This is a genomic window from Patiriisocius hiemis (assembly GCF_031846325.1).
Lineage (GTDB): Bacteria > Bacteroidota > Bacteroidia > Flavobacteriales > Flavobacteriaceae > Patiriisocius_A > Patiriisocius_A hiemis.
The window spans coordinates 208,422-235,317 of record NZ_JAVRHZ010000002.1; the positions used below are offsets into that span (position 1 = coordinate 208,422).

Annotated in this window: 21 protein-coding genes; 14 read left to right on the forward strand and 7 right to left on the reverse strand. The window is 33.1% G+C overall.

Annotated features, from left to right (window positions below; all coding sequences use genetic code 11):
• Nucleotides 1-47: 47 nt before the first annotated feature.
• From RM538_RS05110 to RM538_RS05125, 4 genes are read left to right on the forward strand one after another with little or no spacing between them, the layout of a single operon-like run.
• The gene (locus RM538_RS05110) at nt 48-389 is read left to right on the forward strand and encodes a fructose 1,6-bisphosphatase (protein ID WP_311332326.1); all 342 of its coding nucleotides are present in this window, start codon (nt 48-50) and stop codon (nt 387-389) included.
• A 9-nt stretch (nt 390-398) separates the two neighbouring features.
• Nucleotides 399-1,208, forward strand: a complete 810-nt coding sequence (locus RM538_RS05115) for a cell envelope biogenesis protein OmpA (protein WP_311332327.1) — start codon at nt 399-401, stop codon at nt 1,206-1,208.
• A gap of 51 nt (nt 1,209-1,259) precedes the next feature.
• The gene (locus RM538_RS05120; protein ID WP_311332328.1) at nt 1,260-1,748 is read left to right on the forward strand and encodes a Rab family GTPase; all 489 of its coding nucleotides are present in this window, start codon (nt 1,260-1,262) and stop codon (nt 1,746-1,748) included.
• Between the two features lie 2 nt (nt 1,749-1,750).
• On the forward strand, nt 1,751-3,271 hold the full coding sequence (locus tag RM538_RS05125; protein ID WP_311332329.1) for an ATP-binding response regulator: 1,521 nt from the start codon (nt 1,751-1,753) through the stop codon (nt 3,269-3,271).
• Between the two features lie 5 nt (nt 3,272-3,276).
• Here RM538_RS05125 and RM538_RS05130 read toward each other — a convergent pair whose 3' ends face one another.
• The gene (locus RM538_RS05130) at nt 3,277-3,699 is read right to left on the reverse strand and encodes a tellurite resistance TerB family protein (protein ID WP_311332330.1); all 423 of its coding nucleotides are present in this window, start codon (nt 3,697-3,699) and stop codon (nt 3,277-3,279) included.
• Nucleotides 3,700-3,839: 140 nt separating this feature from the next.
• On the opposite strand from RM538_RS05130, the gene RM538_RS05135 reads away from it, so the two are divergent.
• The 5 genes from RM538_RS05135 (at nt 3,840) to RM538_RS05155 (ending at nt 12,108) form a co-directional block, all read left to right on the forward strand.
• Entirely contained in the window at nt 3,840-4,643 is an 804-nt protein-coding gene (locus RM538_RS05135) for a TspO-related membrane protein (RefSeq protein WP_311332331.1), read from the forward strand.
• A gap of 65 nt (nt 4,644-4,708) precedes the next feature.
• The gene (locus RM538_RS05140) at nt 4,709-6,169 is read left to right on the forward strand and encodes a T9SS type A sorting domain-containing protein (RefSeq protein ID WP_311332332.1); all 1,461 of its coding nucleotides are present in this window, start codon (nt 4,709-4,711) and stop codon (nt 6,167-6,169) included.
• A gap of 65 nt (nt 6,170-6,234) precedes the next feature.
• Nucleotides 6,235-7,314, forward strand: coding sequence for an aminotransferase class V-fold PLP-dependent enzyme (locus tag RM538_RS05145; RefSeq protein ID WP_311332333.1), 1,080 nt, complete (start codon nt 6,235-6,237; stop codon nt 7,312-7,314).
• A 58-nt stretch (nt 7,315-7,372) separates the two neighbouring features.
• A complete protein-coding gene (gene mfd, locus RM538_RS05150; RefSeq protein ID WP_311332334.1) occupies nt 7,373-10,720 on the forward strand; it encodes a transcription-repair coupling factor in 3,348 nt (1,115 codons plus the stop codon).
• Between the two features lie 95 nt (nt 10,721-10,815).
• The gene (locus tag RM538_RS05155) at nt 10,816-12,108 is read left to right on the forward strand and encodes a TlpA family protein disulfide reductase (protein WP_311332335.1); all 1,293 of its coding nucleotides are present in this window, start codon (nt 10,816-10,818) and stop codon (nt 12,106-12,108) included.
• Nucleotides 12,109-12,115: 7 nt separating this feature from the next.
• Here the strand turns inward: RM538_RS05155 and RM538_RS05160 are convergent, their stop codons facing one another.
• The 3 genes from RM538_RS05160 to RM538_RS05170 form a co-directional block, all read right to left on the reverse strand.
• Nucleotides 12,116-12,478 (reverse strand): VOC family protein, encoded by a 363-nt coding sequence (locus RM538_RS05160; protein WP_311332336.1) that lies wholly within the window; start codon nt 12,476-12,478, stop codon nt 12,116-12,118.
• Between the two features lie 96 nt (nt 12,479-12,574).
• The gene (locus tag RM538_RS05165) at nt 12,575-12,934 is read right to left on the reverse strand and encodes a YraN family protein (protein ID WP_311332337.1); all 360 of its coding nucleotides are present in this window, start codon (nt 12,932-12,934) and stop codon (nt 12,575-12,577) included.
• 18 nt (nt 12,935-12,952) lie between these two features.
• Complete coding sequence (locus RM538_RS05170) at nt 12,953-13,855, reverse strand: S66 peptidase family protein (RefSeq protein ID WP_311332338.1); 903 nt, start codon at nt 13,853-13,855, stop codon at nt 12,953-12,955.
• 122 nt (nt 13,856-13,977) lie between these two features.
• Here RM538_RS05170 and RM538_RS05175 point away from each other — a divergent pair, with 122 nt between their 5' ends.
• From RM538_RS05175 to RM538_RS05190, 4 genes are all read left to right on the forward strand, one after another.
• Nucleotides 13,978-15,447, forward strand: a complete 1,470-nt coding sequence (locus tag RM538_RS05175; protein ID WP_311332339.1) for a DUF1800 domain-containing protein — start codon at nt 13,978-13,980, stop codon at nt 15,445-15,447.
• An 8-nt stretch (nt 15,448-15,455) separates the two neighbouring features.
• Nucleotides 15,456-17,081, forward strand: a complete 1,626-nt coding sequence (locus RM538_RS05180) for a DUF1501 domain-containing protein (RefSeq protein WP_311332340.1) — start codon at nt 15,456-15,458, stop codon at nt 17,079-17,081.
• Between the two features lie 99 nt (nt 17,082-17,180).
• On the forward strand, nt 17,181-19,250 hold the full coding sequence (gene metG / locus RM538_RS05185; protein ID WP_311332341.1) for a methionine--tRNA ligase: 2,070 nt from the start codon (nt 17,181-17,183) through the stop codon (nt 19,248-19,250).
• Between the two features lie 4 nt (nt 19,251-19,254).
• On the forward strand, nt 19,255-20,205 hold the full coding sequence (locus RM538_RS05190) for a histone deacetylase family protein (RefSeq protein ID WP_311332342.1): 951 nt from the start codon (nt 19,255-19,257) through the stop codon (nt 20,203-20,205).
• Between the two features lie 88 nt (nt 20,206-20,293).
• Here the strand turns inward: RM538_RS05190 and RM538_RS05195 are convergent, their stop codons facing one another.
• Nucleotides 20,294-22,231 carry a tetratricopeptide repeat protein gene (locus tag RM538_RS05195; protein WP_311332343.1) on the reverse strand — a complete coding sequence of 646 codons (1,938 nt, stop codon included), beginning with the start codon at nt 22,229-22,231 and terminating at the stop codon, nt 20,294-20,296.
• Between the two features lie 317 nt (nt 22,232-22,548).
• Here RM538_RS05195 and RM538_RS05200 point away from each other — a divergent pair, with 317 nt between their 5' ends.
• Nucleotides 22,549-25,629: a CHAT domain-containing protein gene (locus tag RM538_RS05200; RefSeq protein WP_311332344.1), complete on the forward strand. Its 3,081-nt coding sequence runs from the start codon at nt 22,549-22,551 to the stop codon at nt 25,627-25,629.
• Here RM538_RS05200 and RM538_RS05205 read toward each other — a convergent pair.
• Both RM538_RS05205 and RM538_RS05210 read right to left on the reverse strand, forming a co-directional pair.
• On the reverse strand, nt 25,626-26,333 hold the full coding sequence (locus tag RM538_RS05205) for a hypothetical protein (RefSeq protein WP_311332345.1): 708 nt from the start codon (nt 26,331-26,333) through the stop codon (nt 25,626-25,628). The two genes, RM538_RS05200 and RM538_RS05205, sit on opposite strands and share 4 nt — an antisense overlap.
• Nucleotides 26,334-26,873 (reverse strand): RNA polymerase sigma factor, encoded by a 540-nt coding sequence (locus RM538_RS05210; RefSeq protein WP_311332346.1) that lies wholly within the window; start codon nt 26,871-26,873, stop codon nt 26,334-26,336.
• Nucleotides 26,874-26,896 lie beyond the last annotated feature (23 nt).

The window sequence follows — 26,896 nt, forward strand, 5'->3', positions numbered from 1 at the left end:
ACTTGCATCTTTATTTTTTAGTAGATTTACCACTTAATTAATTCACAATGGCAAAGAAAAACACGCAAGAAAATACTGTTGATTCTGCTTCTAAAATTGAAGCAATAAAAAACCTCATTTTTGGAGAAAATATTGAGCAGTACGATAGTGAGTTTGAAACCCTCAAAAAAGAAATTGAGGAAAAAAGAGAAAAGCTTCAAAATTATATAGACGAAGTAAGAAACGAGCTTATGCAATCTATAGATTCACTAAGCACAGATGTAAATATTAGAATCACAGACCTAGAAGATGCTATTAATTCTAAGACTGATGCACTTACAGAAGAAAAAGTAGATAGAAGAGAGCTAGGTGACTTACTTATTAAATTAGGTGAAAAAATAGGTAGTTAACATTAAAAAATGAGTAAGGAAGAAGAAAAACTACAACTACTTCGTGATATTCTCCTTATTGACGATAGAGAGATAGCAAAAGCTATTGATACTAGATTAAACACTATTACCGAAACACTAGATAAAAAAGACAAGCTATCTAAAAAAATAGACCCAATTCTAGAAGAAAGACTAGAGGAGTTTATTAAAGAAATGCCAAGTACACTAGGCCCCACCATAACCAAAACACTTAAGGAGCAAATAGAAAACTCAAGAGATCAAGTTGTTGAGGCGCTATACCCAATTATGGGTAAGATGATAAAGAGATATGTACAAAATGAAATGAAGCTTCTTTCTGAAAAGATAAATAACAACTTTAAAGTGTTTTCTTTTAACAATCTTAAACGAAAAGTAACATCTAAAGTTACTGGTGTTAAGCAAGGAGATTTATTACTCAACGAGCTTAATGATGCAACTATCGAAGAAATATTTATTATTCAAAAAGGCTCTGGATTGTTACTTGGAAACTATAGTAATACAGAAGTTATTGATAAAGAATTAATATCTGGAATGCTTACTGCAATAAAAAGTTTTACTGAAGACGCTTTTAATAAAGGGAATCAAAATCTAGAAACTATCGAATATGAATTATTTACATTGCATATTCAAAATTTTCACACTTTTTATATAGCAGCAGCTATATCTGGGGCTTACACTCAAAGCTTTGAGAATAAGCTAGAAGACTTATTGCTTACACTTTCAGAGAAGCTTTCAAAAAAAATAGCAACCTTAAGTAAAGAAGAAATAGATAGTAGTTTAAATACCTTTTTTAAAAAATAATTTTTTTTAAGTATCAAAAAAACTAACTTACATTTTAATTAAGAAACACGTATGAACCTCTCAAAAAAGATTGTCCTCTTAGGGCATTTTGGTGTTGGAAAAACTAGTTTAATTAGACGCTTTGTAGATAGTGCTTTTAGTGAAGACTATCTTGTTACCGTTGGAGTACATATTAAGAAAAAAGAAGTTGTTGTTAATGACACAACTTTTAATCTTATTATTTGGGATGTAGAAGGAAACACTTCTATAGAAAAAGCGAGATCTTCATACTTGTTAGGAACACATGGGTTTTTTTACGTTTTTGATGTATCAAGACCAGAGACTTTTGAGAATCTTGCAGAAGAACTTAAATACCTTGAGGAGAACTTCCCTGGCATACCTTATACCCTTATCGGAAATAAATACGACCTCATCGAAAACGATACTTCACAAGATTACTTTACACAACATCATATATTTAAAAATTGTAAGTTTACTAGTGCAAAAACTGGAAATAATGTAGAAGAGGTATTTATATCCCTCGTATCTAAGTTGCTGTAAAGATGATTGAAAAAATTAAAAACTTAATTTATAACAAAAAATTACAAGTCATTCAATTAGACAAAAATGGTCTAGTTGTTGACACAGAAAATACTGTTTTTAATATTAAAAAAAATACAAAATTAACAGACTTACATCCTTTTTTTGAATCTATAGCACCTCTTTTTGAAACTTTAATCGAACCAATAGAGTTTGCTTGTGTTAACCTAGAGATTGATAACAAAGAGATTATTGCAGATATTAATCTTATTCAAGAAAAAGGCAATTTATTTATTACAATTTCAGATTTTACAGAGCATTACGAGTATTCTCATCCGCTTGTACAAGACAAAAACGAGGCTATTATAGAAAAATACAAACTTGCCTTTGAACGTGATTTGTTGTTTGAAAAAGAAAAGTTTAAAAATACTTTTCTAGCCAATATTAACCATGAAATTAGAAATCCTCTAAATAACCTATTAGGGTTTATGGACATTCTAACAGAAGATAAACAACTTTCTTACAACCAAAAAGAGACACTTAATATCATGCAAAAAACAGGCTCCCACCTTAAGGTGCTTATGGATGATATGCTTGATATTTCAAAAATTGAAAAAGGAGAAATTGAGGTAAAACATATTCCCTTTAACGTTCGTCCTCTTGTAAAAAATCTACTTAAACATTTTACTTCAAAATTTAGCAACAAACCTATTGAAACAGATCTAGAAATAGATGAAAATGTTCCTAATAGAATACTTGGAGACCCAACTAGATTAAATCAAATACTTTTTAATTTAATTAATAATGCTTTTCTATACACAGATACTGGTAATATTAAAATCAAACTAGATTGTAATGACAAAAAAGTAATTGACGGAAAATCATTTATTAACTTCAGCATAAGTGACACAGGAAAAGGGTTTTCAAAAGAAAGTATAGATACTATTTTTGAATCTTATCATCAACTTCAATTAAAAAAAATACATCCTTTAGGTCAAGGTTTAGGGCTTAAAATTGTAAAAGAATTAATCACAGTTTTACATGGGGATATTACAGTAAAAAGTCTTGAAGGAAAGGGCACCACCTTTAAATTTACACTCCCTTTTGAAGTAGCAAAGAAAACAACTGGAAAAAAATCGGTTCCTAAAGGTTCTGGAATACTGGTAAGCAAGCGTATTTTAATTATTGAAGATAAAGAAGTAGAGCAAATGTTGTTTATGAAGTTATTTCTTAATAACGACAAAGCATACCAAATAGAAATAGTAAAAACACCAGAACAATCTTTAGAATTATTAGAACAAAAAAAATATGATTTAATAATTATGAAAATGGTGTTCCCTTCAAAAAATGGGCTTCAAGTACTTAAGGATATTACCTCTCACAATAATGAAAAAATTAATAGCACTCCAGTCCTTATGGTGAGTGGTAATGCAGTTCTTTCAGAGCAAGAAAAAATACTAAGCGCAGGAGCTAAGGATTTCTTACCAAAACCATTTACTAAAAAAGAATTGTTCTCCAAATTAGGAGAAATATTAAAACAGTAGTGTTATTACTTATTTAATAGGTAACGATAGTCTTCAAGATCAAGACCTCCGCTATAAATTTCTATAGACCGCTTAATTAGTTTTGCAGCAAGTGGCTCTGTGTACCCTAAACCAATGGCATATTTTTCTATTAAATGTTTCTCTTGGTCATCAATAGTATTATCTGCAAAAATCATTTTAAAAAGATCGTGCATACGCTCTAACCTTCTATCCGCATCATTAGGTGGATTAATAGGGTATTTTGTAGGGTCCTTTAAGACCTCTTTATATTCACTTTCATTAATGTCAAGTTTTCTTGCAAAACGCATTAATAGTTTTTCTTCATCTGGAGTTAATTGTCCACTAGCTGCAGCCATATTTGCTATAGATGCAAAATGCCCTAAGTTTCTTTTATGTTCTCCGCTTTCAAATAAATCTGTAAATGACATGGTATAATTTTAGACTACAAATATAACTTTTGTTATTCTTTTTTTTTGAAATTTTCTTCGGAAAAAATAGTATCTCATACTATCTTTTTCAATACGTATCTTTACTAAAAGATATACAACATAGAAGCACACTAGTAGCTATGAAAAAAACACTACAAATTCTTAATTTAATTGCATTTACAGTAACCATATATTTTAATTATGCTTCTAGTGCAGGCGTGTTTAACAATAAAACACAAGCAGACATAAGCGCTACGTATCAAACTTTATTTACACCCGCTGGGTATGCATTTGCGATTTGGGGACTTATTTATCTATTACTTTTTGGTTTTATTATATATCAATCAAGAAGTCTTTTTGTAAAAGTACGCGACGATTCATTCATTCTTAAAACAGGTTGGTGGTTTATTTTAAGTTGTATTGCAAATAGCGTATGGTGCTATCTCTTTGTTACGGATTATATAGGACTTTCGGTACTTGTTATTTTCTTTTTACTCTTCTGTTTACTTAAAATTGTAGTTAAAAACAGTATGGAATTATGGGATGCTCCTATTTCAGTAATTACTTTTTTATGGTGGCCTTTTGTTATTTATAGTGGTTGGCTAACGGTAGCCTGTATTGCAAATGTTGCAGCCTATCTAGTTAAAATTGGCTGGGATGGTTTTGGTATTTCACACGTAATTTGGACGTGTATTTTAATAGTTATTGCAACTGTAATAAATCTATTAATTACTTGGAAACGTAATATGCGTGAGTTTGCACTAGTGGGTGCTTGGGCGTTAGTCGCTATTGCAGTAGCAAATTGGAATACTCAAGAAACTGTAAAATATATCGCTCTTATAAGTGCAGGGATGCTAGTGCTAAGTAGTAGCATTCATGCTTTTATAAATCGAGACACTAATCCTGCGATTAAGTGTTTAGAGTATTTTAAAAAGCCTAAATAAATTCAATAAAGTTATTATTAGTCATAAAAAAATATAATTCATATCTTTAAGAAACTACATTAGTTATGAAGCAGGTTTTATTTATATTTTTTTTTAGTGTTTATTTTACTGGCATTGGACAAACCCAAATAGGTCAGAACATTGAGGGCGAAGCCAGCGATAATAGATTTGGCTCGTCAGTAAGTTTTAGTGCAGATGGAAATATACTAGCAATAGGAGCACCAAAATACGATGGCGCCAATGGAGTTAATACTGGCCAAGTAAAGGTCTATCAAAATAATAACGGTACGTGGTCACAACTAGGTCAAGCTATAGAGGGTGAAGCTGCTGGAGATAGATTTGGAAATTCTGTAAGCTTAAGTGGCAATGGAAACATACTAGCTGTTGGAGCCCCTAGACATGATGGAGTAAATGGTGATGACTCTGGCGATGTTAGGGTATATGAAAACATTAACGGTACCTGGACTCAAATAGGTTTAGATATAAACGGTGAAGCCGAAGATGATAGATTTGGCTCATCTGTAAGTTTAAGTGATGATGGAAACATACTAGCGGTTGGCGCTCCTAATAATGAAGGCATCTTTATATTTATTAATACTGGTCATGTAAGAGTATTTGAAAACATAAATAATTCGTGGTCTCAAATAGGTGAAGATATTGAGACATCAGCACAAGCTGCCCAAATTGGTCATTCCGTTAGTTTAAGTGCAGATGGCACCATTGTAGCTATTGGAGCCCCGGGTTATGGAATTTCTGCAGGTTATGTCATAATATACCAAAATGACAATGGAACTTGGTCTCAAATTGGACAAGGCATTGAAGGGAACACTTATGACGAATTTGGAACTTGTGTTAGATTAAGTTCTGACGGAAATACGCTTGCAGTAGGAGCAATTAGAAGAGAATTGGCAACTCCAAATAACCTTAATTATGTAAAAGTCTTTAAATATACCTCAAACAGCTGGTCACAAGTAAGCGAAAAAATTTCTGGTGAAAATCCTTCAGATTTATTTGGTGCTGTTTTAAGTTTAAATGATGAGGGCAATGTATTAGCAGTTGGAGCGCCTAATATATATAGTAGTGATAACGGCTACGCCATGATATTTAGAAACACTAGTGACTCTTGGTCTCAAATTGGAGAAAAAATTGAAGGTTTTTCTACCATGGATCAATTTGGCAGTACTTTAAGTTTAAATAGTGAAGGAAATAAAATTGCTATTGGAGAGCCAAGCTTTATGTCAGAAAAAGGATATGTCCAAATATATGACCTTGACGGAATATTAAACAATAATGAGGTAGCTAAAATAGAGTTTTCACTATTCCCCAACCCTGCAAGTGAGCAATTTAAAATTCAACTAGAAGCTGGGGACATTTTAAAAAATGTAAACCTATATACTACAAAAGGAAGATTGATTAAAACAAGTAGGTTTTATTCAACAGATATCTCTAATCTAAGTAAAGGATTATATTTTGTTGAAGTTACAAGTCAATATGGAAAAGCAACTAAATCACTAATAATAAAATAAAACTGAACAACCAAAACCACCTTTTTTCATTAGATAAAAACAACACTTACTTAAATGGGGCATATATGTCTCCACAACTAAAAAGTGTTGAAGCAATTGGCATTAATAACCTTAAAAGAAAAAGCAATCCGTTTTCAATTTCTGTAGATGATTTCTTTTCAGAAAAAAAAGTACTAAAAAATCGTTTTACTCAATTAATTGAGGCTCCAGATCCAGAATACATTGCTATAATCCCATCAGTATCTTACGGTATTGCAAATGCGGTTGCTAATATTCCATTTTTAAAAGGAGACGAAATTATAGTATTAGAAGAGCAGTTTCCAAGTAATTATTATGCATGGAAGCAATTAGAAAAAGAAAAAGGCGTAGTAGTTAAAACCATTACTGCACCTCCCATTTCAAAGGATAGAGCTAGCCGATGGAATACGGATATCTTAAATACAATTTCAAAAAAAACCAAATGTGTTGCCATCCCGCAAGTGCATTGGGCGGATGGTACATTGTTCAATCTAAGAGAAATTAAAGAGAAAGTCGCTCAAGCAGATGGGTATTTAATTATAGATGGAACACAAAGTGTGGGTGCTATGCCTTTTTCGGTTAACGAAATACAACCAGATGCGTTAATATGTGGTGGTTACAAATGGTTACTAGGCCCCTACAGTATTGGTGTTGCCTATTACGGAGAACGTTTCCATAACGGAACGCCTATTGAGAATAACTGGATGAACCATATAGGTAGTGAAAATTTTACAAATCTTGTAAATTATAACCACTTGCTTAAACCAAAAGCTACGCGCTATGACGTTGGAGAAAGTAGCAATTTTATATTAACGCCTATGCTTTCTGAAGCTATTAAACAACTCCTTGAGTGGAAACCGGCTAACATACAAGAATACTGCAAAAGCATTAATCAAAAAGCTATAAATACATTACTAGAGAACGGCTACTTTATTGAGGACGCTGCTAATAGAGGGCATCACTTATTTGGTATATACCTGCCCAAAAACCGTGACATCGAGACCCTTAAATCAAAGATAAAATCGCAAAATATTTCAGTCTCGTATCGAGGAAATGCAATACGCGTATCGCCAAGTGTGTATAATAGCAAAGAAGAACTAGAAAAATTGGTTTCTTGTTTCATTTAAAAAATCCCTATAGTATCTTTGTTACTTCAAAAAATAAATCCGAATCTTCGGGCAATTAATGAGTAAAACACTTGTAAACTCACTTTTCGCAAAGTCTTCGCAACTGCGATTACTTGAAAAATCTATTGCCCAATCTCAAAATAAAACGGTAGTATCTGGTCTTGTAGGCTCCTCTGTTTCCATAGTTATAGCCCAGGCTTTTAGACAAAGTGAACTCCCGTTTTTACTCATTTTTAATGACAAAGAAGAAGCCGCATATCACTTAAACGATTTAGAGAATCTAGTAGGTGATGAGACTGTACTTTTCTACCCTGGGAGCTATAGAAGGCCATATCAAATTGAAGAAACAGACAATGCAAATGTATTGCTACGAAGTGAAGTTTTAAACAGAATAAATTCTAGAAGAAAACCAGCAATAATTGTTACCTATCCAGAAGCCTTATTTGAGAAAGTAGTAACCAAAAAAGAGCTGGAAAAAAACACATTAAAACTCTCTGTTGGAGAAGAAGTTTCTATAGACTTTGTAAACGAAGTATTGTTTGAATATAAGTTTAAAAGAACCGATTTTGTGACAGAACCTGGTGAGTTTTCGGTACGTGGAGGGATTTTAGATGTATTTAGTTTTAGTAATGATGTTCCCTACAGAATAGAGTTTTTTGGTGATGAAGTAGATAGCATTCGAACCTTTGATGTAGAAACACAACTTTCTGAAGAGCAGCTTAAAAAAATTGCAATTATACCCAATGTAGAAAACAAAATGCTAGACGAAAAGCGTGAGAGTTTTCTAAAATATATTGCAAACAAAACAGTAGTTTGTTTAAAAAACGAAGAACTTATAAGTGCTGCCATAGATAAACTATTTATAAAAGCTACAGAAGCATTTAGCCAACAAGAAGGAGAAGTAAAACTGCATCAACCAGAAGAGCTGTTCTGCACTTCAACACTTTTAAGTAAGCAACTTGATAGTTTTACGAAAATTATATTATCTAATAAAAATACATCGTCAAATAGCAATATTACATTTAATACGGTTCCGCAGCCCTCATTCAATAAACAATTTAACTTATTGATTGAAAACTTAAACCAGAATACGGTAGACGGTTACAAAAACTATATCTTTTGCAGTACAGCATCCCAAGCAAAGCGTTTTCACGATATTTTTGAAGATGCACAAGGGCATGTAGAACAATATGAAACTGTTGTCTTCCCCTTATACCAAGGGTTTATTGATTATGAAAGCAGGAATGTTTGTTATACAGACCATCAAATTTTTGAGCGTTATCATAAATTCAATTTAAAAAATGGCTATGCAAAAAAACAGGCTATTACGTTAAAAGAGCTCACCAATCTTGAAGTTGGAGATTACGTAACACATATAGATCATGGGATTGGAAAATTTGGCGGACTCCAAAAAATAGATATAGAAGGCAAACAACAAGAAGCTATCAAGTTAATTTACGGCGAACGAGATATATTATACCTCAGTATACATTCTTTACATAAAATTAGTAAATACAATGGTAAGGATGGTACCACGCCCAAAATTTATAAGCTAGGTAGTGCTGCCTGGAAAAAACTGAAACAAAAAACAAAAGCTAGAGTAAAAGAAATCGCTTTTAACCTTATTGAACTATATGCAAAAAGAAGGCTTCAAAAAGGGTTTCAATATAGTCCAGATAGCTACTTACAACATGAGTTGGAGTCTTCGTTTATTTATGAAGATACGCCAGATCAATCTACTGCTACAGCAGATGTAAAAGCAGATATGGAAAGTGATAGACCTATGGACAGGTTGGTTTGTGGGGATGTAGGTTTTGGTAAAACCGAAGTTGCCATACGAGCGGCATTTAAAGCTGTAGATAACAACAAGCAAGTTGCCGTACTTGTTCCTACTACTATTTTAGCTTTTCAGCATCATAAAACATTTAGTGAGCGCCTTGCAGAAATGCCTGTAAATGTAGATTACCTCAACCGCTTCAGAACTGCAAAAGAACGCAGAAAAGTATTGGAAGATTTAAAAAACGGAAGGCTCGATATTGTTATAGGTACACATCAATTGGTAAGCAAGGCTATAGAATTTAAAGATTTAGGACTACTTATTATTGATGAAGAACAAAAGTTTGGAGTTGCAGTAAAAGACAAATTAAAAACCATTAAAGAAAATGTAGACACACTTACATTAACTGCTACCCCTATACCTAGGACCTTACAGTTTAGTTTAATGGCTGCTAGAGATTTAAGCGTGATTACTACACCACCACCTAACCGCTATCCGGTAGAAACACATGTAGTCCGATTTAATGAAGAAACCATAAGAGATGCCGTTAGGTATGAGATCTCTAGAGGAGGACAAGTATTTTTTGTGCATAATCGTATAGAAAATATTAAAGAAGTCGCTGGGATGATTCAACGAGTAGTCCCAGATGCTAAAATAGGCATTGGCCATGGGCAGATGGAAGGAAAAAAACTAGAGCAACTCATGCTTGGTTTTATGAATAATGAATTTGATGTATTAGTTTCTACAACTATTATAGAAAGTGGATTAGATGTCCCAAATGCAAATACAATTTTTATAAATAATGCCAATAATTTTGGATTGAGTGATTTACACCAAATGCGTGGACGTGTAGGGCGAAGTAATAAAAAAGCGTTCTGTTATTTTATTACACCTCCTTATTCTGCCATGACCGAAGATGCTAGAAAACGTATTACTGCTCTAGAACAATTTAGTGAATTAGGAAGTGGTCTTAATATCGCAATGAAAGATTTGGAAATACGAGGTGCAGGGGATTTGTTAGGCGGCGAGCAAAGTGGGTTTATAAATGAAATTGGGTTTGAAACTTACCAAAAAATATTAAGCGAAGCCATTGATGAACTTAAAGAAAAGGAATTTAAGGATTTATATGCCGAAAGCGATAAAAATTTTAAAAGCAGAAGTTTTGTAAAAGAAGTGGTTATCGATACTGACTTTGAGTTATTATTCCCAGACGATTACATTAACAATATTACCGAAAGACTAAACCTCTACACTAAACTTAACGAAGTTAAAGACGAAAAAGGATTACAAGATTTTGAAAAAGAACTAGTGGATAGGTTTGGAGAGTTACCAACGCCAGTAATTGATTTATTAGACAGCGTTAGAATTAAGTGGGTTGCTATAACCATGGGATTAGAGCGTGTGGTTATGAAAAAAGGGAAGTTAGTTGGTTATTTTGTTAGCGACCAGCAAAGTGATTTCTATCAAAGTCCAGCGTTTGGCAAAGTACTACAGTTTGTGCAAAATAACTCACAACAAGTTGTGATGAAAGAAAAAAACACTAGAAACGGATTACGCCTTCTGTTAACCATCGATAAAGTAAATTCTGTAAAAAGAGCCCTTGAGTTACTTAAAAACTTTTCGGCTTAATATTTGATTTATAGACCATGTCTAGTTGAGGCCTTTGATTGAGCTCAGGACAAGCTTATATCGAAGCCTTATTAAATAAATTCTATATTTACTTTATGAAAAATACTTTCCTCCTTTTAGCCTTTATTTTACCAGCAACCCTACTTGCGCAACACACAATTAAAGGAACTTTTAGTCCTGCTGAAGATTATAAGTTTGCTTTGTTATATGAAGTAAAACCAACAGGTGCTTTTTTTGAAGCTGATACTCGTTTTATTAATGGAAGCTTTACTATAACTATGAAAGATAATGCCAAACCAGGCATATATAAACTTGTCTATGCATTCCCGCAAGAGGAAAATAGTCTTGAGCTCATTTACAACGGGAAAGAAGATATTGCATTTACTTTTTCTAAAGAACAAGGTGTTTCTTTTAGTTCTTCTGAAGAAAATAAAGCATGGCAAAATCACTTACGTGGGTTCAACCAGTTACAAAACGAAATAGCAGCAGCATATCAAGACCCAAAACTTGATAAAAAATTACTTTCAGAAAAATTTGAAGCCTTACAAAAACTTCATAATGAAAATGAAGCAAACTCTGAAGGCATGCTTGCAAATAGCTTTATAAAAAGCTATCGATTTTATGTTCCAAGTGCTTTTGAAGATGTTTCATCTTATCAAAAAAATTTACTAGATAATTATTTAGTTAATGTTAATTATAAAGACAAAAACCTACAAGGCACAAAGTTTTTACAGGATCTAACATATGGTTATATAACAATCATGCAAGATTATAAAATGAGTCTTGACAATGTTGCCCAAAAGATATCTCCAGCAGGTATCGAATTTAAAAAATCGTTTTTATATGAGTTATGGATTACACTTACCCAAGACCCAGCCATACAAAAAGCAAATTACCTAGCTACAAAGCACCTTATTCCAACTGCAAAAGAGGCTAAAGATACTGCTATGGTAAACAGAGTGTTTACATTTACCTCGCTTACATTAGGGTCTAAAGCTCCTAATTTTTCATGGGAAGAAGATGGAAAAACCAAATGGTTGCACAAGGTAGCTCCTGCAGAAAACTACGTACTTGTTTTTTGGAGTAGTGGCTGTTCACATTGTGTTGCCGAAGTCCCTCAAGTACATGCAGCTGTAGAAAAACTAGACCCTGCTTTTGTGAAAGTGGTGGCTATTGGGCTGGAAGATGAGCCCTACGATTGGAAAAACATGACCCAAGATTTCCCACGATTTATTAATGTGTTAGGCCTGGGAAAATGGGAAAACGATATTGGTAAAACCTATAATGTAGAAGGCACTCCTACCTACATAGTTTTAGATAAAGACAAAAAAATAAAGGCAAAGCCAGAGAGTTTGGAAGAGTTGATGGGGTTATTAAATATTGAATAAAACGTTTTTAATAAAACCGCCCAATATGCCAGAGAACACCACTAGGGTCATGTAGAAAAAATTCTTCCCCCCAATGGTTTTTATGTATTTCACTTAAACGAGCCCCTTTATATTTTGAAACTATGCCTAGTGATTTAATACGTTCTAATTCTTTAGGCAAGTCTTCAACTTCAAGAAAAATCATAGAATTATCTACCCAGTCTTTTGCATAATAATCTTGTAAATAAAACCCAAAGTCTCCTTTTTTAAAATAAGACATTTTTGCAGAGGTTATTATTTCTTCAAAGCCTAATTGTTTGTAAAATTCTCTAGAAGTAGTGTAATCTTTTGCTCCTATAAATGCACGAATAGATTTTATTTGAGTGTTCATTTTCTTTCTTTAAAAATTGTCTCCTCGAGCGCAGGCGAGAGGTTTTAAGCCTTAGAGAAACATAAATTAGGTCTCGACTGCGCTCGTCCAGACAGGTTAAAAGTGATAAAAAGCATCTTTAAAATGTTCTATCTTTTCGACCTTTTGGTTTTTTAATATAGCAATAATATCAAAACGGACTTCCATATCAATATCATTGCTTATAACATACTCATTAGCTGCTTTTACAAGTAACTTAATTTTACTATTTGTTACAAAGTCTTGAGGGTCGCCAAAAAAGGCACTATTTCTAGTTTTTACTTCTACAATACAAAGTTGATTATCTTTTTGAGCAATAATATCTATTTCAGCTTTTTGAAATATCCAATTTCGTTCTAAAATTTCATAGCCCTCACGCAATAGAAATTGCGCTGCTAGCTCTTCTCCTATTTTTCCTAATTCGTTATGTGAAGCCATTGCTTAAAATCTCAAATTTTAAGTTCCAAATTCTAAAGAAACATTTTTGTTGGTTACTATTAATTCAGATCTTCTTCCTAAGATTAGTGTTTTATTTTCGTTTACATGCCCAGCGGGAAAATTAAAACAAACAGGGTAATTGTAGTCTGCAACTGCTTCTCTTATAATCTCTTTTGCTGTTTTACCAAAAGAAATGGTATTATCATTCATATCATTCATTCCGCCTACAACAAGTCCTGCTAGTTTAGCCAACATACCGTTTCTTTTAAGGTTTTGCATCATTCTATCTACATGATAAAGATACTCGTCTAAGTCTTCAATAAAAAGAATGGCCCCTTCAGTCTCTAATGCCGAAGCGCTTCCGCAAAGCGAATATAAAATTGAGAGGTTTCCTCCTACTAGCTTTCCAGTTGCCTTTCCTATTCGGTTTAATTTATCATTTGAAGTGTAGCTAATACTCTGCTTTTTTCCGAAGAGAGTTTGTTTTAATTCATCTAACAATGTTTGTTTTTTACTTTTTACTTCGCCAGCCATAAATGCATGTAAGGTTTCAAAACCTAAATTATGTATGTGAGAGTGAAGGGTTGTTACATCACTATAGCCAAGTATCCATTTAGGGCTTCTAGTAAAAGCTGTAAAGTCTAATTTATCAATAATTCGTACCGTACCGTACCCACCTCTAGCACACCAGATAGCTTTTATTTCTGGGTTATCTATTTGTTCCTGTAAATCTTGAAGTCGTAACGCATCATTACCAGCAAATTGATTTTCTGTTGCACCAATTGTTTCTCCTAGCAATACTTTTAAACCCCAAGAGCTTACAAGTTCTATTGCAGGTTCAAGCTCACGCTCTGTAATTTTTCTTGCACTAGAAACAATTGCAAGGGTATCGCCTTTTTTTAAATACGGAGGTGTAACCATAGTATAAAATTAACTGTCTTAGATACTACAAATTAAACTTTTTAGTTAATATAGAGTCTTAGAAAGTGTAAGTAACTACATTTCAGTATATTTAACGGTCTTAACCTACTAATAAAATGCTTATGGAAACAACTACAATTACTTCCTGTAATGCGTCAACTTTAGCTCCTTATGTTCCTTCTGGGAGTAACCCTTGGGATGTTTCAAAAGTAAAACATGTGTATAGAAGATTAGGTTTTAGTGCTTCTATTGCAGATGTTGATGCTGCACTAGCACTTACTCCTTCTACTTTGATAGATAATATTGTAGATACTGCATTTAATTTACCTACTACTCCTGCTCCAGCTTGGGGATTTTATGCATTAAGTGATTTTACAGATTTTGAAACTGAAAACACACAATATTTAATAGATTGGAGAATACAGGCAGGTAATGACTTTTTTTCTGAAACACTAAGAGGACGACTTGCTTTTTTTTGGTCTAATCATTTTGTAACTCAACTAGAAACATACTTTTATGCTCCCTATCTTTTTCAATATTACAATGTATTGCAAACCTATGCCTTAGGAAACTTTAAAGATTTTACCAATGCTATAGGTAAAAACCCAGCGATGCTCCTTTATCTTAATGGGTTTGAAAACACCAATTTTGAGCCCAATGAAAATTATGCTAGAGAGTTGTTTGAACTCTTTACCCTTGGTGAAGGTAATAATTACACACAGATGGATATCACAGAAACCTCCAGAGCATTAACAGGTTATAATCATTGGACAGAGCCAGGCGCGGCTATTACATTTGATGCAAGCACCCACGATGCGGGTACTAAAATAATTTTTGATCAAGAAGGACCATGGGGATATGATGACGTTATTGACATTTTATTTAATGAAAGAGGAAATGAATTAGCACATACAATTTGTCGAAAATTATATACATTTTTTGTAAGTCCAGAAGTGGATGCTACAATTGAAACTAATATTATCCAGCCACTTGCCCAAACATTTATTAACAACAATTTTGAGTTAGTTCCAGTATTAAAACAACTATTTAAAAGTGAACACTTTTTTGATGTAAAAGCACTCGGTGTTGTAATTAAAAGCCCTTTTGATACGATTTTTAACTTTATTAAAGAAGGTAATTTCTTTTATGATGATGTAATCATGGAGGCTATTTTACAGTACTCTGCACTTATGGGACAACAAATTTTTGATCCCCCCGACGTTTCAGGTTGGCAAAGAGACGAAGATTGGATTAATGGATCTACTCTTACTGGACGTTGGCAACTTATGGAATTGTACATAAATTACTTATTTGTAAATGGATATGAGTTTACATTAACAGATTTAGCTAGAGAATTAAGTAATGACAGTAATGACCCTGCTTTTATAACCGAGGTAATGGTAAATCACTTTGTTCCAAAAAATCTACATACGGCTTCGGACTATGTGACAGCTACAAACATTTTAAAATGGGAAGTCCCACAAAACTATTATGACGATGGTATCTGGAATCTTAATTGGTCTACAGCTCCACTACAAGTTTCTTTACTGCTAAAACATATAGCCAGAATGCCAGAATTTCAACTTAAATAATACCTACTATGTGCGATACTCACAACGATATACCCAAAAACAATACTCCCAAAGGGGATAAAAGTGTACACGATAAAGAACACGCAACATGGAATAGACGCTCTTTCATACAGGCACTTGGTTTGGCAGGAGCTGGAGGGATGATGCTAGGAAATGCTGCTGTAACCGCCACAAAACCTTCACCTCTCTCGGTTGCATTAGCCCAAAATGAAAACGATAATATACTTGTTATTGTAAGACTTAAAGGGGGTAATGACGGGCTTAATACAATTGTCCCTGTTTATGATTATGCAAGTTATGCAAATTTAAGACCTACTATAAGACACCAACAGAGCGATTTAATAAACTTAAATGCAGATTTTGCAATTCCTAACTTTATGAGCCCCTTGGAGGCAATGTGGGGAGACGGGCAAATGAAAGTAGTACACGGAGTAGGTTATCAAAATCAAAATTTATCACATTTTAGATCGAGTGATATTTGGGCCTCTGCAGACGATATAAATATTGAACCTACAGGTTGGTGGGGTCGTTATTTTGAAGATTTATACCCTGATTACATTATAAACCCTCCAGAAAAACCACTTGCAGTACAAATAGGTAGCATAGGAAATTTAGTTTTTGATGGTAATGAAACTAATTATGCGTTTACTATAGCTAGCCCAGAACAATTAGCAAGTGTCGCAGAAAATGGTGCTGTACACGATGTTACAAATATACCTCCCTGTGTTTATGGAGATAAATTGCTCTTTATGAGAGCAACTGCAAACACAACTTTTACGTATGCAGGTGTTATTAGTGATGCCTATAACAATGCTACAAATCAAGCCCCTTATGCAGATGAAGAGCTGTCCAATCAATTAGCCATTGTTGCAAGAATGATAAAGGGGAATCTAGGTACTAAAGTATATATGGTCACTTTAAACGGGTTTGACACCCATGCAAATCAAATTGAAGACCAGCGTACATTACTTGAAGACTTATCTCTTTCAATGAAAAACTTTTATCAAGATTTGGCAGCAGCTGGATTACAAGATAAAGTGCTATCAATGACAATTTCAGAGTTTGGAAGAAGACCCTATGAAAATGGTAGCAATGGTACAGACCATGGCGCTGCATCACCAGTAATGCTTTTTGGACCAGCCCTAAATGGTAATGGATTTATTAATGACCATCCCGATATTAATACTTGGGATGCAGACGATAATTTGATCCCAACAACCGATTTTAGAGACATTTATTTTACTGTATTAACCAATTGGTTTTGTTTAGATTCTAGTGTCGTAGATGAAATTTTATTAAATCAAACCTATCAAGAGCTACCTCTAGGGTTAGATTGTAGTGCGACATTATCTGCTTCGGATTTTGGAGATATAACTCGATTTGTACATGCTCCTTTTTATCAAAATAATAATACCTTCATAGAAATTAATATGCCATTTACTGCTAATGTAGATATGCGACTATACAATATTTTAGGTCAAGAAATAGGGAGTTTGTCCAATGGAATACTTTCGGCAGGTCGCCATACTATAGATGTAAGAGCTGCCATAAAAAAGCGCTTAAGTTATGGACAATATATTTATAGGATTTCGGTAGGTGGCGAATTTTACAGTAAATCCATTTTAATTAAATAAAAAGAGAGTTGTCTAAAAAGTAATTTTTATACAACCTCTTTCTTTTATCAACCAGCTTCAAAAGAGAATTCCTTATTTTTGCGCTTTCAGAAAAAAGTTATGACGCAAGACCCAAAAAGGTATACTATTACTGCTGCACTACCCTACACAAATGGACCCGTTCATATTGGGCATTTATCCGGAGTGTACGTGCCAGCAGATATTTATGCAAGATTTCAAAGATTGCTAGGCAAAGATGTTTTATTTGTTTGTGGAAGTGATGAGCACGGAGTGCCTATTACAATAAAAGCAAAAAAAGAAGGTGTAACCCCACAGCAAATAGTAGATAAATATCATGCTATCATAAAACAATCTTTTAATGATTTTGGAATTAGTTTTGATAACTATTCACGTACTTCAGCAAAAGTACATCATGATACTGCTTCTAGTTTCTTTAAAAAACTATACAAAGACGGAAAATTTATTGAAGAAACAAATGCACAACTTTATGATCCTGAAGCACAACAGTATCTAGCAGATAGATTTGTAGTTGGCACCTGCCCTAAATGCAACTATGAAGAAAGCTATGGCGATCAATGTGAAAATTGTGGTACTTCTCATAACGCAACAGATTTAATTAATCCAAAAAGTGCTATTACAGGTGCAAAACCAACTTTAAAAGAAACCAAGCATTGGTTTTTACCTTTAGATCAATACGAGCCATTTTTAAAAGAATGGATACTAAAAGAGCATAAAAAAGACTGGAAAACAAATGTATATGGGCAATGCAAATCTTGGATAGATGATGGGCTACGCCCGAGAGCCGTTACAAGAGATTTGGACTGGGGAATCCCAGTTCCTGTAGATGGAGCAGAAGGTAAAGTATTGTATGTTTGGTTTGATGCGCCTATTGGTTATATCTCAGCTACAAAAGAATGGGCTACAAAAAACAACACTAATTGGGAGCCTTATTGGAAGGATAAAGACACCAAACTACTTCACTTTATTGGTAAAGACAACATTGTTTTTCATTGTATTATTTTTCCAAGTATGCTTAAAGCCGAAGGAAGTTATGTATTACCTGATAACGTTCCTGCTAATGAGTTTTTAAACTTAGAAGGCAATAAAATATCAACCAGTAAAAATTGGGCAGTTTGGTTACATGAGTATCTAGAAGACTTTCCAAATCAACAGGATGTATTACGCTATGTGCTAACTGCAAATGCACCAGAAACAAAAGATAACGACTTTACTTGGGCAGATTTCCAAGCAAGAAATAATAATGAACTGGTAGCAGTTTTTGGAAACTTTATTAATCGTGTAGTAGTACTTACACATAAATATTACAATGGTGTAGTTCCGAATCCATCAACTTTTGAATCTATAGATGAAGAGGTAATAAACGAACTTAAAAACTACCCACAAGTAATTGAAAGTTCTATTGAACGCTATCGTTTTAGAGAGGCACAAGGAGAATTGATGAATGTAGCTAGGTTAGGAAATAAATATCTAGCAGAGCAAGAACCCTGGAAAACTGTAAAAACAGATACTGAGCGCACAAAAACTGTGATGTATATTGCACTACAAATTGCTAGTGCTTTAGCCACGTTAAGCGAGCCTTTTTTACCGTTTACTTCCAATTCACTAAAAAATATGCTTTGTCATGCTGAACTTGATTCAGCATCTAACTGGAACGATATTTCCACCAAAAAGGAATTACTTCCTGTAGGACATACCATTAATACAGCCGAATTGTTATTCAGTAAAATTGAAGATTCACAAATACAAGCACAATTAGATAAACTGGCTGAAAGTAAAAAAGCAAATGAGATTATGAATGCAACCCTAGACCCTCAAAAAGACACGATACAATTTGAAGATTTTACTAAGCTCGACATGCGTGTAGGGACTATTCTTGAAGCTGAAAAAATGCCAAAAACGAAGAAGCTATTGGTATTAAAAGTAGACACAGGTATTGATATACGAACTATAGTTTCAGGCATTGCCGAAAGTTTTACACCAGAAGAAGTAATTGGCAAACAAGTAACCGTATTGGTAAACCTAGCCCCAAGAAAATTAAGGGGTGTTGAAAGTCAAGGAATGATTTTAATGACCGAAACTCCAGAGGGAAAACTAGTTTTCGTAAATCCAGATACTGCTGGAGTGAAAAATGGAGGGGCTATAAATTAAAATTTTGCTCAAAATAGCCTACCATCCTATTTTTAAACATAACCTTCCGTTGGGACATAGGTTCCCCATGAGTAAATACGAGTTATTACATCAGCAATTGTTACATGAGGGTACATGCACAGAAGCAAATTTCTTTGAGCCAGGTTATCCCAAATATGAAGATTTAGAAGCCGTGCATACTTCAGCATACATTCAAGATTTAAAAAACCTAACCTTAGATAAAAGAGCTGCTAGAAAAATAGGCTTTCCTCTTTCAGCAAAACTAGTAGAGAGAGAACATATTATTACACAAGGCACTATTACAGGCTGTGAACACGCTTTAAAAAACGGAATTGCAATGAACATTGCTGGAGGTACTCACCACGCCTATACAGATCATGGAGAAGCGTTTTGTCTATTTAACGATCAAGCAATTGGAGCTAGGTATTTGTTGAACAGAGACACTTCTAGCGCACTTCGACTGTACTCAGAGGAGCCACTCAAGAAGACATCAGTTAATAAAATTTTAATTGTTGACCTTGATGTGCATCAAGGTAATGGTACGGCAGAGATTTTTAAGGATGAGGAGGCGGTTTTTACCTTTTCAATGCACGGCGCAAAAAACTATCCTTTTAAAAAAGAAACTTCAGATCTAGATATCGCGCTAGATGATGGTACAAGTGATGCCGAATACTTATCAATATTAAAGGATACACTTCCTAAACTTATCGAAGAACAACAACCCGATTTTATATTTTATTTAAGTGGTGTAGATATTGTAGCAACGGACAAATTGGGAAGGCTAGGGTGCACGCCTGAAGGGTGTAAAGAACGAGATAGATTTGTTCTTCAAACTTGTAAGGACCATAAAATTCCATTGCAAGTGAGCATGGGTGGTGGTTATTCACCAGAAATAAAAGTAATTATTGAAGCGCATGCTAACACCTTCCGCTTAGCACAAGACATCTACTTCTAGTTTCTCATAACTATCTCATAAAATACTTTTAAAAAAGAGATGCTTTGTAAGTTTATGGTATAAAGTTAACATCCCTTAACCTAGTAAGCTATATATTTTGAATGAACGTCTTTAAAGATTTACCCTTTGGGACGTTCATTTTCTTTCTTAAATTATATCTATAATTATCTACACTTGCTGCTGTAATTCCTAGTTGAAGTGCAATTTGTTTAGATGTTTGTCCTAAACGTAACATAGTAGCAACTTTCTTTTCTTTATCATTTAAGTTGTCAAATTTACTGTCAAGTTTTGACCCAAAAGAATCGTTTGTCTGGCTTACATCTTTATATAATTGTATCTTTTCTTTATCATTTTCAATGTCATTATTGATAAAGTGTAACGTATCTTTTAAGACCTCTTTATGTGAGTCGTTAATTACTTTTACTCGTTTAAGTTTTGCCTTTACTTTCTCTAATAATTCGTTTTTTTCAGAAATATGAATTGCAAAATCTGTAATTTGTTGGTTCTTAAATTTAACCTCATCATCTAGAGATTTCTTTTTAAGTTGAAGCGCTTCTTGCTTAGACTCCAAGGCTTCTCTTCTTGCTTTGCTTAGCGATTTTTGTCTGAAAAAAGAAAACAAAGCAAATACAGCTAGCGCACTAATAGAAATAATAATAAATAAGTTTCGCTGTCTTGCTCCTTTTTGCTCCTCTTGGGTAACCTTTAATTGAGACTCCTTTGTTTCTAATTCTGAAACAAGTTCTTTATAATTAAATTCTGTTTGAAGGGTGCTAAATTTATTCTTATCAAGTATTTGCTGCAAACTATCTTTAGTAGCAACGTACTCTTTATGATACATTAACGCATTAGAAAAATCATTGTTTTCTTCATACAATTCGTATAAATCCTTGTAGATTTCTTTTCTAGATTCAATAAAATTGTCAAGTGCTGGAGATAATAACAAATTTTTGAGTGTTGCAATTGCTAAGTTTTTATTTCCTTCTTTTTTAAATATCTCGGCTTGTTGTCTTCCAATAGATATACCGTGAATTTCGTTATCAGATTGTCTTGCCTCTACTTTTGCACTATCTAAATAAGCTTTAGCTAGTGGGATATTATCCTTCCCTGTATAAATATCACTTACAAAAATATAGTCGTCTACAGTTTGGTAAGTGATATCCTCTTTTTTATCTTTCTGAACTATTGGTAAAAAAATCTCAAGAGCTTTCTCATAGTTGGCATCTTCTTTATAAACATTTGCCAAAATTTTATCCAATAACTCAACTCCGTCTGGGTAATTAATTTTCTCATACATCACTTTGGCACTATCAATATACTTTCTTGCCAAATCGTATTCTTTGTTTTCAGAATGATAATTTACTAATAGCTCATAACCTTCTGCAACTTCCCAAGAAGCATCAATTGGTTTTGCTATAGAAAGTGACTTTTCAATGCATTCTTTTGCTGCATTTTTATTATCAGTAATTAAATAAATTGAAGCTAGATCTGTATAGTTTTCTGCGATATATGTTTTAATTTCTTCATCTTGTTTCTCTTCAGAAATCTTAAGAAGATATCTATTTGCCTGTAAAAACTTCTCTAATGATAAATCATACCTTTCTTGAAAATAATGTATTTGTCCTTGAATTTGATAGCTGTAAGAAATACTAGCGTAGTAATCTTGGTTCTTATAGCTTGCGAAGGCTAAAGAGCTGTCCGTGTATTTATAAGCCGAAACGTCATTTTCTTCATAAATTTTAATTTTTGCTAGTCTATTATATAGCCGCATTGCGTTAAAACTATCTTGCTTTATTTTACTTAAATGTAAGGCTCTATTAAAATAGTAGCTAGCAGTATCTCCAGGCTCTCCCATATAATACTCCCCTAACATTCTAAGGTTATTTATAGTTTCACCTTGAGGCAAATCTTTATTATTAACAGCATTTAGTAGTTGCTCTTTTGTTGGGTACTCATCTATTGTTTCTTCTTGAGCATAGGCGCCAACTAGTAAAAAAGTGAGAAAAAAAGAAAGGTATTTTTTCATTATAGTGTTTTAATGAGACTGTTAATATACAGCTTTTTATCCCTTAAAATTATCACATTTTTCTCATAAATATAGATTACAGTATATATGAGTTATATATTTATACTCTTAATAAAAGATTTATGTTGATTACTTCATAATGTTAGATTTAAACTAAATTACTATTCCTTTTATTAAAATTGCTATGAAAATTAAAACCGTCAAGAAAGTTCTTGGCGGTTTTTTTTGTTTAAAGAATTTTTACAAATCTTAATTGACTTCTTTCAAGGTTTCTTGACAATCCCTATATTTAGCTACCAACCAAATGTTTATAATAGATGAAGAAGATCTTCTTATACCTAGTACTAGTTTTACCCATTAATCTATTATTTTCTCAAGACTATCTAAAGAATTACAACAAAGCTGTAACTAGTTTTAATAATGGATGGCAAAAAGGAGATTTTTCAAAATGGGCAGAAGCAGATTCTATATTTAAATCCCTAGAGAACAACAAAGATATTCCAACAGAAAGAGCCATTTGGTCTTCCTTGTATAGTTTACAAATGCGATTGGTTAGATATCCAGAAAAGGACTTAGAGCTCTTAAATACGTTGTTAGACAATTACGAGGAAAGTAATGTAAAAGATAAACACCTTATTAATTTACTTAATTATTATCAACTAAGATATCTCTTGGTCAATAAGAACAATAGTGCTTTAGAAAATTTAAAGAACTCTATTTTAGAACTAAAAAAACAAGACAGTATTGACTTTTATACACTTTCTCTCACCTATAATACACTAGGACAACACTACTATGACGCAAGAGATTATACTCAAGCAGGAGTCTATTTTCATAAAGCAAGACATGGATACAAAAAATCACAACTTGACTATTTACTTTCAGATGCTTATCAAAGCATATCAGCAGCATATTATAATACTGATAAGGCAGACAGCTCTATAGTATATATGGAAAAAGCCTACAATACGCTTAAGTCTTTAAAAAAACCAAACCAAAGAAAACTAGGAAGACTAGCATTTAATTTAGGCATGATGCATCAAGGAAAAACGGGTGGTTTAACTGAGGCAGAGTTCTACTTAAAAGAATCTATTGAAGCAGAAAGAAAAGCCGGAAATGAAAATACGCCAAGTCAAGTGCTTAACTACACACTACTAGCAGACAATTATTATTTTATAAAAGATCTTAAAAATGCAGAGCTGTATGCACAAAAAGCTAAGTCTCTTTCCAATGAGGTTTTAAAAGAAAAAGATGTTTATTACAAATCACTTGTAGGGATGACTGAGTCTAGAATAGAAACCGCTTTAGGGAATCACGAGAGGTCTATAGCTGTAATAAACAAAGTTGTAGAAGAGAGTATTGATTACTTTGGAGAGAATGATAAGTTTACACTACAAGCATTTAAAGATAAAGCCATTGCAGAGTACGCCGCTGGTAATTTTGAACTAGCAGAAGAATATTACTTAAGAGCACTCGCTGTCTCTAAAATAATTAATCGCACCTTCTCTACAACTGCAGTTTTAAATGGCTTGATAGATATTTACTTTGAAGAAGAAATGTATGATAAAGCATTGCCGTATTGTCTTGAGGAAGAGAATATTTTAAGAAAAGAGATTAAAAGTGATAGTAAGTTAAAAATTACAAGTAAAGTTAGAGTTGCAAAAGCTCTCATTGGAATGGAAAATTTACTTGAGGCAAAATTGCATTTAGATACTATTGAAACCAAAATAGTTGATGTAAAAGATAATGGTCTCACCTCCTACTATTATAATACATTAAACGAGTATTATCTAAAAGCATATAGAAAAGGAGAAAAAGATAAACTAATAAAAGCTAAATCCAATATTGACAATTTGCTTAAAAATGTAATTGAAGATAAAGTCTATTATAATTACCAAGATTCTAAGATTTTTTATAGCAAAACAATAGTTCCTTATATAGATAATTCACTTTCTGTGTATCACAAACTATATAATGAAAATCCTTCTGAAGAAAATTTAAATTCTCTTTTTACACTATTAGAAATTAATAAATCTTCGGCATTATTAGATGGTTTATTAGATAGTTCACTACGAGCAAAGCAAAATATCCCAGAGTCCTTAACCGAAAAAGAAGTAAATGCTCAAAATGAGATTAACACAATTAATGAGGAATTGTTTACCGTAAAAGACGATTTAAGAAAAAAAGAACTTATTGAAACTCAAATAAAACTCACCAAAAAGCTTGATAGTATCCAAGCCATTTATAAAAAAGATTACAGTAATTATTACGATGCAAAAACGCTTCAGACACCCAAATCACTTGAATATTATCAAGAAAGGTATGTTTCTTCTGCAGATGCTATTATAGAATATTATGTTTCAGATCAAAATATTTATGCACTTATAATAACCCAAAAAGAAATTCAGTTTTTAAAAATAAATGACGCCGCTGCTATTAAAGATGCGTCTCAAAAACTAAGAGAAGCTTTAGTAACACAAAAGCCTTTTATGGAGTTAAGCAAGTCTCTTTCAGAAAAAATACTTCCAGAGCTAGACAATTCAATAAGAAATATCATTTTTATTACAGATGGAGTATTAAGTAAAATTCCTTTTGAGGTGTTAAGTTATAACAATGAGTTTTTAATTAACGCATTTACTATAAGCTATGCAGGCTCTTTACAACTCTATGATGAACAAGTAAAGGTTGCCAAAAACACAAAAATGAAATGGCTTGGTTATGCACCAAAATATAAAGACGCTTCCTTATCAAGTAATACTGTTGAAGTTAATGAAATTGGCAAAATTATAAATGGTAATAGCGTAACAGGAACCAATGCCACAAAAGAAAGTTTTATAAATCAAAGTAAAGATTATTCGGTAGTGCATCTAGCAACACATGGTAAATTAAGCAACATAAACCCCATGCTTAATTCGCTTGTTTTTTATGGCGAAGACGAAGAAAGTAGTGAGCTTTCTGCTTCCGAAATTTATGGGCTAGACCTTAACGCAAACCTTGCAGTTTTAAGTGCTTGTGATACTGGCTCTGGTAAAATTGAAGCTGGCGAAGGAGTAATGAGTATGTCTAGAGCATTTACTTATGCTGGAGTATCCAGTACTATTGTAAGTTTATGGAAAGTACCAGACCAACAGACTTCAAAAATTATGGTTTCCTTTTACGAAAATCTAGAAAAAGGACAGCCCAAAAATGAAGCATTAAAAAATGCTAAGCTTTCATTTATTACCAATACAGATGATGAAAACTTGAAACATCCCTACTATTGGGCAGGATTTATACTTACAGGAGATGTAGGTGAAATAAACACAAGAATAAATCCTTTTTGGTACGTATTAGGTGGTGGTGTGTTGGTGCTAGCAGGACTTTTCTTTTATAATAAATCTAAGAAAAAAACAGCTTAGTCTAGTTTTTTAAGTAGCTGCTTTGCTTCTCTATTTTTGTATAAAGCTTTGTCTTCAATAAGCCTATTTAAAAGGGTTTTTGACGCCTCTATATTTTCTTTTTTAAGTTCCAATAAAGCGGTGTACCAATATACTTGAGGCAGATATTTTGTGTTTGAGCTTTCTAGTACTTTTAATTCCTGTAATGCTTTAGTTTCTTGAGAATCATTAAGCAGACTCATTGCATAGTAAAAGCGAATATCTGGGTCATCATTTTGCTCTAAAATAGACGCAAAACTTACTACAGCTTTGTCATATTCTTTAGTTTCATAAGCTATAAAGGGAAGCATCTCTTCTCCAACATCTCCTCTTACTACTGGCTTTAGAGTATTAGGATACACTTCAAAATTTGAAGCGTATAATTGCTCAGGATTTGGAGACGAAAACATAAATAAGCTGCCTATACCAAGAACAACCACAATAGAGGCAGCTATTAAGTAAAAGTTGGATCTTTTTTTTAGTGCAGGGGTTTTGTTTTCTAACTCTTGCAAACTTGTTTTTAAGGTTCTTCTTTCGCTATCGGTAATAGCAGCTTGTAAATCTTTGTATAGGCTTACTTCTTCTTTAAAAGCAGCATCGTTAGCAAGCAACTTAGTTGCTTCTTCTTGTTGGGTAGAAGTCAATGTGCCTTCTATATAGCCTTGTATTAATTGTTCTCTGTCCATTTAGTTGTTCTTAATAAGTTCGGTTAAACGTTTAAGACATCTAGATTTATGACTTTTTACGGTATTTTCATCTTTATACTGTGTCATGGACACAATCTCTTTTATACTTAAACTACGGTAATAAAAAAGCTTTAATATATGCTGGCAACTTGTTGAAATTTCATCAAAATATTTTGCCAATAATCGTTGTTCTCTTGTTAGTTCTTGTTCTTCACTTTTTATCTCTTCAAAAGTTTCAAAGCTATTATTGGTTACTATTAATCGCTTTTGCGCTTTTAAATAGGTATATAATTTGTTTTTAGCTATCCCAAAAAGATATGTTTTTACAGTACTCTTTTCCAGTACAGTTTGTTTTCTTACAAAGTTCTGGAACAAAGCTATTACACTATCCTGGTAAATATCTAACAATACATCTCTATCTACATTAAAAGAGCTTGCATAGCTTAAAAACACTTCTTTATGAGCAATATAAACTTCCTCCAATGCTTTTTTATCGTCTGCACGTAACCTTTCTTGTAAAGTAGCTTCTGTGTTTTCCATTTAGTAGTTAGTCCTTGTAAAAG